The following is a 17,025-nucleotide window of genomic DNA, read 5'->3' as shown; positions in this document are numbered from 1 at the left end:
CCCTATTATGAAAACGATATTTAAATACTTGTATATAAATAGAATAACAGGAATGTTTTCCATGCTATTGCTAGTTGCTACGCTGAATATAGCTTGCGATGATGAGGTATTAGATGTTATACCTGCAGACAGGTTTACAGACGAAGCAGTTTGGGCGGATGAATCTTTAATAGAAGCTTTCATTGGCAATGCTTACCGAACCATTCCAAGTGGCCTTCGCTATAGTTTGTATGGACTGTCTGTGGTTACGGATGAAATTAATGCTAGAAGCAACTCTTGGGCCTGGAGTGTTTGGGAGGGTAACCTTAATCCTGATGACCTTAGAGAAGTGGATTATTGGACAGGAGCAAACGATAGAAATATTAATTATTGGCAGCCAATTAACCGCACCAATATCTTTTTCGAAAATATAGATAGGGAAAGAGCTGTGCCAATAGGTGAAAACACCAAAAATAGGATGATTGGTGAAATGAAAACCATCAGGGCTTACAGTTATTTTAAGTTGGCCAGTTTATTTGGTGGCGTGCCATTGTTTACCAAGACTTTTACCTTAGAGGATGATTTTAAAGTAAAAAGAAATACTTATCAGGAAGTCATGGAATTTGTGTTGGCAGAATTGGATGAAGCGATTGATTTGCTTCCAGAAACTTACAATAATGCCGATCAGGGTCGGGTCACTAAGGGGGCAGCCATGGCCATAAAATCACGTGCTACCTTATACTACGCCAGTGAATTGAACAATCCAGCAATGGATCCAACAAAATGGCAGAAAGCAGCAGATGCTGCAAAGGCAGTCATCGATTTGGGACAATATGAGCTTTTTGAGGATTATAGGACCATGTTTCTTGAAGAAAATATCTACAATCCAGAAATGATATGGCAGCGTCCTTACAATCAATTTGTAAGTAGTGAAAGGGTGTACGTTGAATTAAGTTTGTATCCTAATGGCTACAATGGTTTTGGGCAAGTGCATCCGCTACATAATCTGGTAGATGATTTCGAAACGGTGAATGGCCTTCAGCCAGAGGATGATCCTGATTACAATCCCAATGATCCTTATGCAGACAGAGACCCTAGGTTTTATGCCACTATTCTACATGATGGAGCACCTTTCCAAGGAAGAGAAGTGGAAACTTTCTTACCAGGTGGTTTAGATTCAAATGAGGGGCCAGTATCGGCATGGAACGCCACACAAACTGGATATTACCAGTTGAAATTTGCAAATGAAAGGATTGTTAATCCAAGCGGAAATAATATGTCTCAAACCCCGTGGACATTTGCTAGATATGCTGAAATTTTGTTGAATTATGCTGAGGCTAACTATTTTCTGGGTAACGAAGACATTACCAGAGAATACCTTAATAAAGTAAGAAATAGACCAAGTGTAAACATGCCTGATGTTACTGAAAGTGGGGATGCCCTATTTGAAAGAATAGTAAACGAAAGGCGAATTGAGTTGGTCTTTGAAGAACATCGTTGGTTTGATATTCGTCGTTGGAAAATTCTTCCGGAAGTGGCAGACAAAGACCGCACACGAATGATCATCAGAAAACAAGCAGATGGAACAAAGACTTATGAAGTAGCCTTTTGGAAAACAGGAAATTTCAACCCAGCCAATTATTTGCTCCCAATTCCTCAATCCGAAATCAACAAAAATGGATTGCTTGAGCAAAATCCAGGCTATAATGTGGCCCAACAGTAAGTTAATTTAAATAAAATGATGATGTACGTATTATAATCTGAGGTACGTACATCATTTTTTCATATATTGAGTGCTAAATAATTTGTTCTATGAATAGTAATCGAAGAGATTTCCTCAAATTATCCGGTTTAGGTATGGCTGGATCGGCCTTGTTTCCAGGCTCAGCTTACGGTGCTGAGGAAACCATCGGATACGAAAAAATAAAAAACCTCGCGAATAAAAAACACAAGCAGGTTTTTAATATGTCCGGATATGCAGCTCCTAAAATTGATACGGTTAGGATAGGCGTGGTAGGCCTAGGAAGTAGGGGCTCAGCGGCTGTAAGAAGACTTAGCAAAATTGAAGGAGTTGCTATAAAAGCCCTATGTGACTTGAGACCAGAAAAAGCCGAACAAGCCAAGGAAAAGCTTGCAAATACCGCCCACTCTCCTGATCTCTATACAGGAGATGCGGAAATATGGCAAAAATTGGTGGAGCGAAAGGACCTTGACTTAATTTATATTACCACTCCTTGGGAACTGCACACCCCCATAGCTCTTTATGCAATGGAAAGTGATAAACATGCAGCAGTGGAAGTTCCGGCGGCAATCACCATGGAGGAATGCTGGGCCCTTGTAGAAACCTCTGAAAGAACCAGGAAGCATTGTATGATGCTTGAAAATACCTGTTATGATTTCTTCGAATTGATGACGCTGAATATGGTGCGTCAAGGATTTTTTGGTGACATTATTCACTGTGAAGGAGCCTATATTCATGATTTTATCCCTAGCATTTTCAGTAAAGAAAAATGGAATATGTGGCGCTTTCGACACAATGCCAGTCGAAATGGAAACTTATACCCCACTCATGGACTGGGACCTATTTGTCAGGCCATGAATGTCAACAGGGGAGATCAACTTGATTTTCTTGTTTCAGTATCGAGTAAGGATTTTGTCCTTGGAGAGATGACTGAAAAATTGGCTAAAGAGGATGATGTTTACAAAGAATTTGTAGGTAAACCATTCAGGGGGAACATGAATGTAACCACCATCAAAACCAAAAATGGAAGTACCATTATGCTTCAGCATGATGTCTCTTCCCCTAGGGTTTATTCACGAATACATTTGGTAAGTGGTACCAAAGGGGTTGCCATGAAATACCCTTTGCCAGGCCGTATTGCTACAAGTCATGAGGGTTGGCTTCCTGAAGAGGAGATGAAAGTTTTGGAGCAAAAATACCAACCAGAAATTGTAAAAAGAATAGGAGAATTGGCCAAGCAAGTAGGAGGGCATGGAGGAATGGACTTCTTGATGGATTGGCGATTAATAGATTGCTTAAGAAATGGTTTGCCTTTGGAACAAGATGTTTATGATGCAGCTTTATGGAGCTCTGTATTTCCTTTAAGTGAATGGTCAGTAGCCAATCGATCAACGGCTATCGATGTGCCTGATTTTACCGGCGGTTCATGGAAGCAAAACTCCCCAGTGGACATAAATTTGACTCATGGTGGAAATACAGGGATTAACCTTTAATTTAAAAACGTACACTTATGACATGTAATCTAATTAAGCCATGAGAAATTTTCTGTTTGGAAGTCTTTTTTCTATCGTCCAGCTCTTCAGTCCCAGTGTAACAAAAGCCTATGATGGTACTGCGCTGCATTGGAGTTCTCAAGATAGTTTACCCTCCGTTCTATCTGCTCAGCGGGCTGATATCTTAGGTGGAAGGATGAAGCAAAAGGCCCAAATAAAATATGCCACGCACATTTTACCGGAAACCTTGGCTGATTGGGAAAAGAAAAAAAGCGAAATAGTTCGAGAGGTAATTTTAAATAGTGGCATTAAGGTAGATCATGACCTGGAATTGGATATGAGGGTAACGGGTACTGTCCAAATGGATGGTTATGCGATAAAAAACATTTATTTTCAAACCCAACCCGGCATTTATGCTACTGCCAACCTTTATATTCCAGAGGGCAAGGGCCCATTTCCAGCTGTGATCAATATGCATGGACATTGGACTGAAGGTAAGGCTGCCGAAAACATACAATCTGTAGGGCATAGCCTGGCCAAAAATGGATATGTATGTTTGAGTATTGATGCTTTTGGCGCTGGGGAAAGGTCAACCAAACACATGGATTTCGAATACCATGGATCCAATTTAGGTGCTTCATTGATGAACGTAGGTGAGACCCTTTTGGGCGTCCAAGTGATAGACAATATGCGGGCGGTTGATCTATTGAGCAGCTTACCTTATGTGGATGCCGAAAACATTGGCGCTACAGGAGCAAGTGGTGGAGGAAATCAAACCATGTGGTTTGCTGCCATGGATGAAAGGGTTAAAGCAGCCATGCCAGTAGTGAGTGTAGGTACCTTTGAATCCGCAGTAATGGGTTCCAACTGCGTTTGCGAGTTGATGCCCAATGGACTTTCATTTACTGAGACTTCGGGTATTTTGGCACTGTATGCTCCCAGGGCTTTGAAAATGTGCAATCACAATAAGGACAGTAACTCTACTTTTTTTCCAACAGAGATGCTGAGAAGTTACCACAATGCCAAACCAGTCTTTCAGCAGTTTGGGGCCGAAGAAAAGATAGCCTATGAGTTGTTTGATTTGGAACATGGCTATTGGCCGGAAGACAGGGAAGCCATGCTTGGATGGTTTGATCTTCACTTAAAAGGTATTGGAGATGGCAGTTCCCGAAAGGAAATTCCTTTTGAAGTTCTTCCTTATGAAAAGCTTATGGTCTTTCCAAAAGGAAAGCGTGACCCATTGGTAGTAGGTCTTGCAGAGTACAGCCGGAGAAAAGGGCAGAAGTTGAGAGAAAGCTATTTAGGGCAAACCTCTATAGACAAGCAACAAGTGAAATCAGAGTTGAAAGAACTTTTGAAAATCAAGGATTATCCTAAAGTTGATAAGGTAAACAGTTATTCCTCCGAATCAGGATGGGAAAAGATTGCCTTAAAAACTTCTAATAACTTACTCACCCCGCTACTTATCAGAAAACCAAGTAATGCAGCATTGGGCTATGTTATCATTGCCACGGCAAATGGGAAACATGAAGTTCCTCAAGCAAGAATTGATGAATTAATAAATAAGGGGCAGGGGGTAGTCATAGTGGAATTGAGTGGCACAGGGGAGGCTGCTTCTAAAGAGGATCAATTGGTCGCTTACCTTACCCCTTTTCATACCCTTGCAAGAGCTAGATTATGGCTGGGAGAAACAATGCTTGGACAATGGGTTGGGGAGTTGAACATGGTCTCTGAGTTTGTGAAAGAGCATTATGCACCAGTAGATTTGACCTTTGATGGAGACAAAGAGGCAGGGTTAGCGGGACTGTATTTGGCAGCCTTGGAAGAAGGAACTTTTGAAGCACTTACCCTAAGAAATACTCCGGTTAGTTACCTTTTTGATAACCGTGAAGGAGTAGACTATTTTAGCCTTGCCATCTTCCTGCCTAAATTCCTTCAATGGGGAGATGTATCACTAGCTGCAGGATTGGCTGCCTTGCCAATTACCTTTGAGAACCCCGTAACCATGTCTGGTGAATCGATATCTGCAGCGAAGGAAAATGAATGGCAAAAGGAATTTGCCAGCATAAGAACTTATCTTAAAGGAAAAGGAAGCGTTAAATTTCAATTTTAAAACCCACCAATAGAATATAGAAGCTTAATACAAATAAACTATGAAATCGATAAACAGAAGAAAATTTATCCAAAACACGGGGCTACTTGCAGCATCTGGCCTTTTGGCACCTTCAATTAGTTATGGTTTTAAAGGGAATAAAAGCCGGGTGGTATTGGTAGGTACTGGTGGTAGAGGTATCGGTATGTGGGGTGAGCCAGTTCAGGAAGAGTACAATGACATTTTGGAATTTGTTGGGCTATGTGATGTTAATCCTGGAAGGGTGGCATACGCCAAAGAAAAAATGAAAGTCGATTGCCCTGTATATACAGATTTTGACAAGATGATGAAGGAAACCAAGCCCGATACCATGATTGTCACGACTACCGATGCGACCCATCATGAGTACATTATCAAAGGTTTGGAAGCTGGTTTGAGAGTAATTTCAGAAAAGCCGATGACTACTGATGAGTTTAAATGTCAGGAAATTTTTGATGCGGAAAAAAGGACAGGAAACAAGGTAATTGTCACCTTTAATATGCGTTACTCAGCCTATGTGCAACAGATATGGGAACTGCTGAGAAATGGAGAAATAGGGGATATAAAATCAGTAGACCTTAACTGGTATTTGGATACCAGTCATGGGGCAAGTTATTTCAGACGTTGGCATGGTGAAAAGAAGTTTGGTGGTACCCTTTTGGTTCACAAAGCTACTCACCATTTTGATGCCTTGAACTATTGGGTCGATTCTGAACCCGAGGAAGTTTTTGCTTATGGTTCTTTGGATTATTATGGAATGAAAAACAGTAAATTCAATAGTACCAACTGTAGGCCTTGTCCACATAAATCCAATTGTAATTTTTATTGGGACATTACCCAAAGCAAAAGTTCAATGGACCTGTATGTAGCCCATGAAAAACATGATGGATACTTACGTGATGGCTGTATTTATCGTAAAGAGGTGGATATTTATGATACCATGGCGGTACAGTACAAGTATGCCAATGGAGTGAAAGTAAGTTATTCCCTAACTGCCAGTTCTCCCTATGAAGGTTACAGATTGGCCATTAATGGTAGCAAAGGAAGATTAGACGCATGGATTAAGTCCTCAATGCCAACAGGAGTACCTCCTTACCAGGAAATCACGATCAGAAACCTATTCGGTAATGTCAAAAATATAAAAGTCATGCCTGAGTCAGGCGGACACGGAGGTTCTGATCCTAGACTAAAAGACAAGATATTCAGGTATCCAGATTCACCAGATCTTTACAAACAATCTGCAGGTTCTAGAGATGGAGCCATGTCTGCATTAATTGGAATAGCAGCAAGAAATAGTATTGAGACGGGAAAAATTGTCAGGATAGAAGACCTTACTTCTCTTGTTCCAGTAGCTAGAAAGGGCTGATTTATAGAACAGAATTTTCGGTGAACGAAGTTTTACCTTTAAAATGTCGATTTAATCTTAATTATTAACACATGAACCATCACAGGAGGAAGTTCTTGAAGGTTTCAGGAATGGCCGTTACTGGCTTAAGTGTATTGGAAGGTTTTGCTGCCGGGCAATCGGGAAACTATCCCCCTATGCCTATGGGAGACCCTACAAGTTTTCAAATTACACCAGCAATGGAAGAGGCCTATCAGGTAGCATTGAAGGTTTTAAAACCTACCAAGAGTCAGTTGGAAAGGGGACTTGAACTTCATCGAAATTCTGTGGTGGTTGATTGTTATGGCTTTATGCCCAGAGCCGCAGTCGATGGGGAAAGAATGAAAGTAGCTGTGGAGGAAAATGCTTCTCCTCTAGAGCTTCAGGATATGCAGGAAGACATGACCATGACAGGTTTTGTGGAAGTCAAGCGAGAAACCGAAGAGTTTATCAATGCTTGGAAAGCGTCAGGAGTTACCTGTGTCATCCAAAATTCAGGAGAGGAAGGAAGTGCCATAGAAAGGCTGCTCAAACGATTGTCCAGGTTTACCTATGCTACAGACTGGATGAAGGACACTCTGATAAAGGCCGTTACTCCTGAGGATATTTTGCTAGCAAAACAACAGAACAAGCATTCACTCTACTTTACAGGAAATGGTGTTCCTCTTCCTCAGGACTGGATTTCTGTGGAGGATGAACTACGATATATTAGGGTGTTTTACCAACTTGGTATTCGCATGATGCACCTCACCTATAATCGGCGAAATATGATTGGTGATGGCTGTGGAGAACCGAATGATGCTGGCTTGAGTGATTTTGGGAGAACGGTAGTAGAGGAGATGAATCGGGTAGGGGTGATTGTAGACATTGCTCACTCAGGATGGCAAACAAGTCTAGATGCTGCCAAGTATTCCACAAAACCAATGGTGGCCAGTCACAGTACGGTGAATTCATTGTATGAACATTACCGTGCCAAGCCTGACAATGTTATTAAAGCCATAGCTGATACAGACGGATACATGGGGATATGTTGTATACCTTGGTTCCTAGGTGGTTCAGGAGATATCGCTTCCATGATGAGGCACATTGATTATATGGTCAAAAAATTTGGAAGCGACCGGGTGGCCATCGGAACAGACGTAGCGCACAATTCTCAATACGCTGCTGAAGAAAACAAGAAAGTGCCTGCTTATAGGAAGCGTAGGAATAGATGGGAAGCACTTTGGCCAGATCCCAGAGAACCCTTTACTACCACCAAGGAGATGACGCAAAGCATGGCTTGGACCAATTGGCCATTGTTTACTGTTGGGATGGTTCAAATGGGATACTCTGACGAGGATATTCAAAAAATACTTAGCGGAAATGTATTGCGCGTAGCAAGAGCGTCTTTGAAGTAATTGCTTTTATAGGATTCTAATTTTGTATAGAAAATTTTGCAGGGAAAAGCCTATTTTAATTTTAGAAAAGTGTTTTGTTATCCCTTTCTTTCTCAATTAATTTATTAGTAACACTTTTTTAGTGTTTAATTTTCAGGCTATATAAAAAAAAGCCTTTTACTAGATGGAGATATAAACCTTGACCTTTTTATTCAATTTTATTTGTAGAACAATCTTTGCCCCCTCAAGGTCAAGGGATTTTCTGCGGTTTATTTTGTGTAGAAATGAGCCGTAAATTGAAAGCGAAATTTATGGATCAAACAGGGCAGAAAGGCTTGGAAAATGAATCAATTAAATAGCCCCTCAAAAAGGGTTTCACCTTTCTGTTTAACCCGGATAATGTAATAGATTGTCTATTGCATATTTCGGGTTTAAGCAAAGAATTAGGTAAATCTCCTGAAAAATCAGGGTACGCTACCGGATAAATGAACCCTTAATAAACCTTTGCTTAGGTATAAACTACATAGTGACGATTAAAATGTCTTTTATTTAACTTTAATATCAATTTTATGAAAATAATTCAATCAGCTAATCCAAAAGGCCTTGGTAAATCAGCAGGAGAGGCAGCAGCACCTCTTATCCGTGAGGCTATCGAACGTAAGGGGAAAGCCAATTTGATTTTAGCAACGGGTACAAGTCAGTTTGAAACCATTACTCAGCTTTTAAAAGAAGACATTGATTGGAGCAAAGTGACCGTTTTTCATTTGGATGAATACATAGGGATATCAATAACTCATCCTGCCAGTTTCCGCAAATACCTTAAAGAGAGATTTGTAGATAAGGTGGAGAATTTGGGAGCTATTCATTATATCAATGGAGAAAATGATCCGGAAAAAGAATGTGAAAGGCTAAAGGCTTTGATTTCAGACCAGGACATCGATGTGGCTTTTGTAGGTATTGGGGAAAATGGCCACCTTGCCTTCAATGATCCACCAGCTGATTTTGATACCAAGGAACCTTATTTAGTTGTGGACTTGGATGAGCCTTGCAGAAAGCAACAAATGAATGAAGGCTGGTTTGAAACCATGGAGGATGTACCGGCTAAGGCCATAAGTATGTCTATCCAACAAATCATGAAGTCAGAACATATCATTTGTTCTGTTCCTGATGAGCGTAAAGCACAAGCTGTTAAAGATTGCCTTGAAGGTGAAGTAAGCAATATGAACCCTTCTAGCATCCTGCAAGAACATTCTTCATGTAGCATCTATCTAGATGATGCATCTGCGAAGTTATTAACCAATGCTTTAGAGAAATAAACCACTAAGCCAAAAGCCCCTATTCCAAGACTAATAATTGGTCTTCGGATGGGGCTTTTTATTTTTTCATCAGAATAGAGGGTTCCATTGTCTATCTGAAGTTCTATAGCCAAACCCGGCCTGAGTTTGACTAATTGGATTTTATTTTAGTCTACTAAAGTAGTCCGCATACTGGATTCTCGGATAATTAATTCCCCAGGAAGAATGACCTCTTTGGAGGGTAGGTTTACTTTTTGAATATGTTTGAGTAGCAGTTCACAGGCAATCCTACCAATTTCAAAAGCGGATTCAGAAACTGTAGTAAGCGTAGGGGTAATAAGTGTGCAAATAGGGTCATTTGTAAAACCAACCACACCAAAATCTTGTCCTATTCGGATATTTTCTTTTTTCAACTGTACCATGGCCCCAATGGCTTTTCTGTCATTTACAGCAAATATGGCATCGGGTTTTTTGCAATGACTCATTAATGACTGTAGGTCGGTGGATCCGCATTCTTGTGAAAACCCAGTGTGGACGATCCATTCACTTCTTATGGGGATTCCATGGTGTTCCAATGCATTTAGGTATCCATTAAGTCGGTTTTGAGTAAAAATTTGATCTTGTGGACCCGTTATGTGAGCAATTTTACGAAAACCTTGGGAAATAAGGTGACTAGTGGCCTCAAAAGCCCCGTTATAATCGTCTTGTCTTACTTTGGAGGCCTCGAGAGGGTTGGTTCTGTCAAAAAACACAACGGGAATTCCCTTGCCAATGACTTCATGAACGTGGTCGTAGTTACTTGCACAAGTAGAAATAAGTATTCCATCAAGTCCTGATAGGGTAAGGTTGCTCATTATAAGCTTTTCCCTTTCTTCAGAATCATTGGTCAGGTAAAGAATAATGTTGTAATTAAAATCGTAAGCGATTTTTTGAATACCCGTAATAACTGTCGAAAAATAGTAATTGGTTATAAAAGGTAAAATTATCCCAATATTATTGGTCTTGCCTTGAGATAGTCCACGTGCATTGAAGTTCGGTTTGTAATTTAGTTCTTTTGCTTTTTCAAGTACCAGTTGTTTTGTTTCGAGGCTCACATCAAAAGTGTCGCGCAAAGCCCTGGAAACTGTAGAAACTGAAATATTCAATTCCCTCGCAATGTCTTTTATGGTTATAGTCTGATGTAGCATTTAGATTTTTGTAATACTGTCCCATAATATGCTGTTTTTTTAATAAATATGAAATATCAAATGTATGGACCGGTAGAAATTTTTTACGATATGCTTTAGCTAAGCGTGAGTTTGGCTTGGGAATAAAAACCAATAAATTTGATTTAATTTGGTGAAAAATGAAGTCCTTTTACAAGCTTTTAAATTTTGTTTTGAAGTTTTTTTAAGGACATCTGTTTTTTGCAGGAGTGTTTGAGAGAGTAGATAAAATCGAAAGTTTTAGTGGATTATCTTTCTGATTTACCACCCAGCACTTGATTCCGCTATATTATACCTAGAATCCGAAAAAATCAGTCGCAAAACTTTTATTTAACAGAATAAGGCAGTAAATTTTAATATGCTTGTGGGGTGACTTCGGATCAAGGTTAAAATTGATTGATTCAACCAATATTAATTTAATAAAGATTGATCTAAGTAGCCTGATGGACATTGTGTTGATATAGAGAAAAAAGTAGAAATAGAGTTTTCAAAATGCAATTTCATGTAGTTAAAAAAAACCTGAAATTACCAGGGTTTTTGCTACAAAATTGATTTGCGATTGCTTATTCCTGATTCAATAGTCAATACTCAATTTCAATTCTATTAAACCCGAATAATACGTTTACTATTGCCATGATTGGTGGAGATAAAAAATTGATCACTGGGATTATAAATTATGGCAGTTGACTGCTACGATGAAGTTCCGAAAAACAACGATTGACTGATTATGAAGTGATTGTAGAATCTAATATGATTATTATTGGGTATTTCGGATTTAAAGGATTTAGTAACAAATGGATTGGCGACTACCTAACCAAGTCAAGCTGTAATTGCCATTCTATTACTGTAGTTTGATTGAGTTATAATTATTATGGGGCTATCCAGCAGGGAAAATAGAGACCTTCAATTAACACTTACTCCTGAAGGAGAGACTTCGGAAGGAGGGAATACGACTTCCAAGAATCTCAAACATAGTAATGATGATACCATGCTTTGGCGGCAGTTTAAAGCCGGGAATGAAGTGGCGTTTTCAGCCCTTTATAAACGCTATATTGTATTGTTATATAACTATGGCGAAATAATTACCTCTGATCGGGAATTGATTGAAGATAGTATCCATGACCTTTTTGTAGAACTCTGGAAAAACAGAAAAACTATAGCACAAGCAGATTCTGTTCGTTATTATTTGTACAAGGGCCTGAAAAGGAAAATTTTTAAAAACCTGGAGAAAAAAAGAAAACTACCTCTTAAAGAAGCATTCAATGATCACGATTTTGAAATAGTCTTGTCCCATGAATTTGGAATAATTGCGGGAGAAATTTCTACCATAAAAAAAGCACAAATTCTTAAAGCACTCAACGAGCTTTCACGAAGGCAAAAGGAAATTATAGTATTAAGGTTTTATGATGGGATGGAGTTTAGCGAAATTGCTAAATTGCTGGATATCAGCCAAAAATCCACTTACACCCTACTCTACAGGGCTCTAGCCGCAATGAAAGGAAGTATGGAGAATATCCTATTGCTTTCGTTTCTATTAAAGATGTATTCAATAGGGGAATAACTTTATTTGATAGTTCTTCTAGTCGTAAAATATTTTTTTTAAAAATTTTCTAAATTTTTTGAGGTAATTTCCTTTTTACCTAGCCCTTAGTATATATACACCGGAAATGTGAAGGAATTTCCCATCCTTTATTCCATAAATGACTGTAAATGAAATCGGATATTCATTCTATTTATAATTTATTATCAGACCCTTCTTTCCTTGATTGGATAAAAAATCCCAATGGAGAAAACAATAGGTACTGGGAAGAATGGCAAGGGACAAACCCAGAAAGAAAAGCACAAGTTAAGCAAGCAAAGGCAATAGCCTCTTCCATAGATTTTAAAAAAACCAGTATTGAGAATATTCGACAGGATTTGATTTTTCAACGGATTCAGAATTCAATCAACAAAGAAAACGAAGACGCAATTCCGAAAGGATCAACAAAGAATAATAAGTTTAAAGAACAAGCATCCATAAGAATTTGGATGAGGTGGGCAGCCATATTTGTTGGTTTATTAGTGGTTAGTAGCATTTATTATTTTGCTTTTAACGAGGATATTATTTCACACACTACTGCCTTTGGAGAAACCAAAAACATTACACTTCCAGATGGATCTGAAATAAAGCTAAATGGAAATTCCACTCTGACCCATTCCAGGATTTGGGAAAAGGATGAGATTCGGGAGGTATGGCTTGAGGGAGAAGGCTATTTTACAGTAAATCACCTTGGTGATCAGCAGAAATTTATTGTTCATGCAACATCTGATTTCAATGTAGAAGTGGTAGGTACTGAATTCAATGTCCTGAATCGAAGTGGTAAAACGAAAGTTGTTTTGTCATCTGGAAAGGTTATGCTCAACCTGCAAAATTCGGCTAAAGCTGAGCGATTGCAGATGCTGCCTGGCGAAATGGCCGAGTATACGCACAATGACCAGATTTTGACAAAGAAGGAAGTGGACCCGATGGTCTATACATCTTGGAGAAACAATCGATTGCTCTTTGATGACACCTCATTGCTTGAAATCAAATCCATTTTGGAATCTACATATGGACTGACTGTAATAGTTGAGGATGAAAGCCTACTGGAAAAACGCTTGTATGGGTCTGCACCCAGCAATGACATAACCTTATTGCTTAAAGGTCTTGAAAGAAGTCTCGGAAATCAAATTTCGATTGAAGGAAAATTGGTCACTATAAAATAAAGCCTAAGAGGGAATAGAGAAAAAAGGATTGCGCAATAGAATTGGATTTATTAAACCACTATATAGATTACCTAATGCCCTTCTATCGGTTTTAATCTCAACTGATTAAATACCTAAAGGAAAGGAAATAAGATTTAACCAAAAATGGTCATTATCAATGCGTTAACTTAATTGTTGTATTGAAAGTGATCTGCATCTATAACTAACAACCTAACAATTGCGAATATGAAAAAACTTAACAAAATTAAATTTTCATTACTCATCTTCATGGTTGGGATAATGAATGTACAAGCCCAGGAACTCGCACTGAGGGATGATCCGCAGACGGGATACGTCAAGAAAAAGGTCGAAATTAATAATTTGAAGACTTTGATTAAGGTACTGGAACCAATGTATGAGGTTTCTATTGTTTGTAACAGTGATTTGATTCATACAAAAATCTCTTATAATGTATCAGACAAATCAAAGTCTGTAGAAGAGCATCTTTCCAAAATGACCTCTAAGAGCAATTTGAGCTATCATAAATTGGATGATGGATTTTATGTGATCACAGATAAGGAGGAGAAAGGAGCCATTAACAATGATGCAGCCCCAATTAATCTCCCTGCCGCTAAATCCAATAATTCTGGAAAGAAAGAAACCAACAGGACAGAAAAAGTGGAGGAAGTGAGCATTTCCGGAACTGTTTCCTCAGAAAATGGAGAAACATTACCTGGGGTAAATGTGCTTCTTAAAGGAACCAATATTGGATCTGTTACTGATATGGATGGAAAATACTCCATCACAGCGCCAAATGGCAATGGAACCTTGATTTTCTCCTTTATAGGCTTTACTTCCCAAGAAATTCCGATCGGTGGAAGAAGCATTATTAATGTGACCATGGTAGATGAATCCCAGGCCTTAGGAGAGGTAGTGGTTACTGCCTTTGGACTGGAAAGAAAAAAGGAATCTTTGGTTTATTCAGTGACTGAAGTGAAAGGTGAGGAATTTACCAAATCCAGAGAAACCAATTTAGCGAATTCATTGACAGGTAAAATCGCTGGTGTAAATGCAACGAGTATGGCAAGTGGGCCAGGCAGTTCCAGTCGTGTAGTAATTAGGGGGAATGGCTCATTAAATGGCAATAACCAACCACTATATGTAATCAATGGTATGCCTATCTCTAATAGACCTTCTACTGTAAAGGATCAGGCCAATGGAGCTACAACGGATTTGGGAGATGGAATATCGAGTATAAACCCTGATGACATCGAATCCATAAGTGTGCTAAAAGGCGGTGCTGCTGCTGCATTGTATGGAAGTCAGGCGGCGAATGGAGTTATCCTTATCACAACCAAAAAAGGTACAAGACAACAAAAGGGGATAGGCATAGAGCTTAATTCAAATTTCACGCTAGGAACCATTAATATTTTCCCAGAATACCAATATGAATATGGACAAGGTAGCTTAGGCGTACGTCCACAAAGTCAAGGAGAAGCAATCAGTACAGGGCGTTTGTCTTATGGAGAGCCGATGGATGGTCAACCTTACGTACAATTTGACGGAGTTGAGCGGCCTTATTCACCTGTGAATGTTAAAGACAATATTAAAGCATTCTACAGAAACAGTACAAATATTGTCAATACGGTATCGTTCTCAGGAGGCAATGAGTCTGTCCTCTACAGAGTTTCAGCTTCAGATCTTCAGTCAGGTGCCATTGTACATGGGTCTACCTATGATCGACAAACTGCCAATGTTAACTTGAAAGCTTTTTTGAGTGATAAATTGAGTTTTGATACCCAGGTGCAATACAACTATGAAGTAGGCACCAATCGTCCAGGTGTTGGGTATGTAGGAACAAACTCAGCATGGGGAGTGTATTTGCTTGCCAATACAGTAGACGTTACGGATCTTGCTCCAGGATACAATCCCGAAACAGGACAGGAAGTAGAATGGCAACACGTAAACCAAGCTACTAACCCATACTTTGCCAGAGACAGAATGGGTAATCAGGATGTGAAAGACAGGGTTATTGCTCAGGGAAGTTTGACGTATGATCTATTGCCTAATTTATTTATTAAAGCGGATTTTATGCGTGATTTTAGTAGCTGGAGAGAAGAGGATTTCTATCCGGTTGGCACAGCATTCAGACCATTGGGAACTTACCGTTCTCAAGAAGAACTTCGTACCCGTTCCAATGGACGTGTGATTGCCAATTACAATACCACTTTCGGAAACGGTATTAATCTAACAGCTATGGTTGGAGGTAATTTGGAAAGAGATATACTGGATGTGTCTAACCTTATAGGATCCGAATACATTATTCCAGACTGGATTAGCCCTGTTAACTTAAATATTTTGGCACCTTCCAAAGGTTTTTATAGAACAGGTACCAATTCAGTATTCAGTTCTCTGGATTTTAACTTTAAAGAAACTTATTACTTGAGTATCACAGGAAGACAAGATCAATTTTCTACACTTAATCCTGGTAATAATAAAATCTTTTATCCATCAGTTGGTGGTAGTGTGATCTTATCCAATGCTTTTGATCTTCCTGATGCGATTAGCTTCGCCAAGTTGAGAGGTTCTTGGGCTCAGGTAGGTTCTGCTACTGTGGATGCTTATGCCATTAACCAATTGTATGGCTTCCGTTTGGGAGGACATTTAGGCGTGCCGGTACAAACTTCAAGTTCAGCGATTTCAAACCCTGAATTGAGACCTTTGACTTCTACTACATCGGAAATAGGCTTTGATGCTCAATTTTTCGACAATAGGTTTGGTATTGACTTCACGCTTTATAGTAAAATCAACCAGGATGACATCGTTTCTACTTCCATTGCCCCTTCTTCGGGAGCTACATCCACCTTATTGAATGTAGGTGAAATCAGCAATAAAGGGATAGAGTTACTATTGACCGGTAACCCAATTAGAACTTCCGTTTTCTCTTGGAATGTAAGCTATAATCTTGCTTACAATAAAAACAGAGTACTTACTCTAGCACCGGGTCAGGCAACAGGTAACAGCAGTTTGCTAGGTAAAGATTCTAGTACAAGGTTTGGTAGAAGTTATGAGTATAATGAAGATGGTATCAGAGTTTACAATAGCCTAAGTGGATACGCAATGTTAGGTCCAACTATGCCACTTGGAATAGGTGTTCCTCCTTATACTATGGGATTTGAAAACACCTTTACTTACAAGAACTTTTCCCTGAACGCACTAATTGATGCGAAATTCGGAAATCAGTTCTTTTCACAGGCCAAGCAATACATGTGGAGATTCGGTTTTCTTAAGGAAACCCTTCCAGGAAGAGACAATGGCCTGACCGTTGAAGGCGTGGATGAAAATGGAGATGCATTTTCTAAAACCTGGCCTTCTAGCTTTATGTCCACATATTATAACAATGATGGACAGTATGCTACTAATTTTATGATTGATGGAAGTTTTGTGAAATTAAGAAGTGTTGTGTTAAACTATAACATCCCAGTTGATAAACTGAATTTCGTTAACCTGACAACAGCACAAATATCTTTGGTTGCAAGGAACCTTGCCATACTATATAGAAACTCTGATCATTTCGATCCTGAGCAAGCATCAGATCCTAATAGCAACTCTCAGAATTTCTCTGGGGTAATGCTTCCCAGGACTAGAGAGATAGGTTTTAATTTAAGGATAGGTTTTTAATGAAAAGCATCCTGCA

At 39.2% G+C, this 17,025-nt stretch carries 10 protein-coding genes; 9 read left to right on the top strand and 1 reads right to left on the bottom strand.

Annotation, left to right across the window (positions count from 1 at the left end; all coding sequences use genetic code 11):
• The first annotated feature begins 7 nt into the window (after positions 1 to 7).
• The 6 genes from AC13EX_RS11000 (at position 8) to AC13EX_RS10975 (ending at position 9,420) form a co-directional block, all read left to right on the top strand.
• Positions 8 to 1,702 carry a RagB/SusD family nutrient uptake outer membrane protein gene (locus tag AC13EX_RS11000; protein WP_482892714.1) on the top strand — a complete coding sequence of 565 codons (1,695 nt, stop codon included), beginning with the start codon at positions 8 to 10 and terminating at the stop codon, positions 1,700 to 1,702.
• 89 nt (positions 1,703 to 1,791) lie between these two features.
• The gene (locus tag AC13EX_RS10995) at positions 1,792 to 3,213 is read left to right on the top strand and encodes a Gfo/Idh/MocA family protein (RefSeq protein ID WP_482892713.1); all 1,422 of its coding nucleotides are present in this window, start codon (positions 1,792 to 1,794) and stop codon (positions 3,211 to 3,213) included.
• A 40-nt stretch (positions 3,214 to 3,253) separates the two neighbouring features.
• The gene (locus AC13EX_RS10990) at positions 3,254 to 5,326 is read left to right on the top strand and encodes an alpha/beta hydrolase family protein (protein ID WP_482892712.1); all 2,073 of its coding nucleotides are present in this window, start codon (positions 3,254 to 3,256) and stop codon (positions 5,324 to 5,326) included.
• 40 nt (positions 5,327 to 5,366) lie between these two features.
• Positions 5,367 to 6,710, top strand: a complete 1,344-nt coding sequence (locus AC13EX_RS10985) for a Gfo/Idh/MocA family protein (protein WP_482892711.1) — start codon at positions 5,367 to 5,369, stop codon at positions 6,708 to 6,710.
• Between the two features lie 71 nt (positions 6,711 to 6,781).
• Complete coding sequence (locus AC13EX_RS10980) at positions 6,782 to 8,125, top strand: dipeptidase (protein WP_482892710.1); 1,344 nt, start codon at positions 6,782 to 6,784, stop codon at positions 8,123 to 8,125.
• Between the two features lie 548 nt (positions 8,126 to 8,673).
• Positions 8,674 to 9,420 (top strand): glucosamine-6-phosphate deaminase, encoded by a 747-nt coding sequence (locus AC13EX_RS10975; RefSeq protein ID WP_048642551.1) that lies wholly within the window; start codon positions 8,674 to 8,676, stop codon positions 9,418 to 9,420.
• Positions 9,421 to 9,566: 146 nt separating this feature from the next.
• On the opposite strand, the gene AC13EX_RS10970 is transcribed toward AC13EX_RS10975, so the two are convergent.
• The gene (locus AC13EX_RS10970) at positions 9,567 to 10,586 is read right to left on the bottom strand and encodes a LacI family DNA-binding transcriptional regulator (protein ID WP_482892709.1); all 1,020 of its coding nucleotides are present in this window, start codon (positions 10,584 to 10,586) and stop codon (positions 9,567 to 9,569) included.
• Positions 10,587 to 11,475: 889 nt separating this feature from the next.
• On the opposite strand from AC13EX_RS10970, the gene AC13EX_RS10965 reads away from it, so the two are divergent.
• From AC13EX_RS10965 to AC13EX_RS10955, 3 genes are all read left to right on the top strand, one after another.
• Positions 11,476 to 12,165: an RNA polymerase sigma factor gene (locus tag AC13EX_RS10965; protein ID WP_482892708.1), complete on the top strand. Its 690-nt coding sequence runs from the start codon at positions 11,476 to 11,478 to the stop codon at positions 12,163 to 12,165.
• A gap of 149 nt (positions 12,166 to 12,314) precedes the next feature.
• On the top strand, positions 12,315 to 13,349 hold the full coding sequence (locus AC13EX_RS10960) for a FecR family protein (protein ID WP_339717484.1): 1,035 nt from the start codon (positions 12,315 to 12,317) through the stop codon (positions 13,347 to 13,349).
• A 225-nt stretch (positions 13,350 to 13,574) separates the two neighbouring features.
• A complete protein-coding gene (locus AC13EX_RS10955) occupies positions 13,575 to 17,009 on the top strand; it encodes a SusC/RagA family TonB-linked outer membrane protein (RefSeq protein WP_482892707.1) in 3,435 nt (1,144 codons plus the stop codon).
• Positions 17,010 to 17,025: the final 16 nt, after the last annotated feature.

This window comes from Cyclobacterium sp. L-R (assembly GCF_056859355.1).
This window is presented reverse-complemented; position numbering and strand designations above follow the sequence as displayed.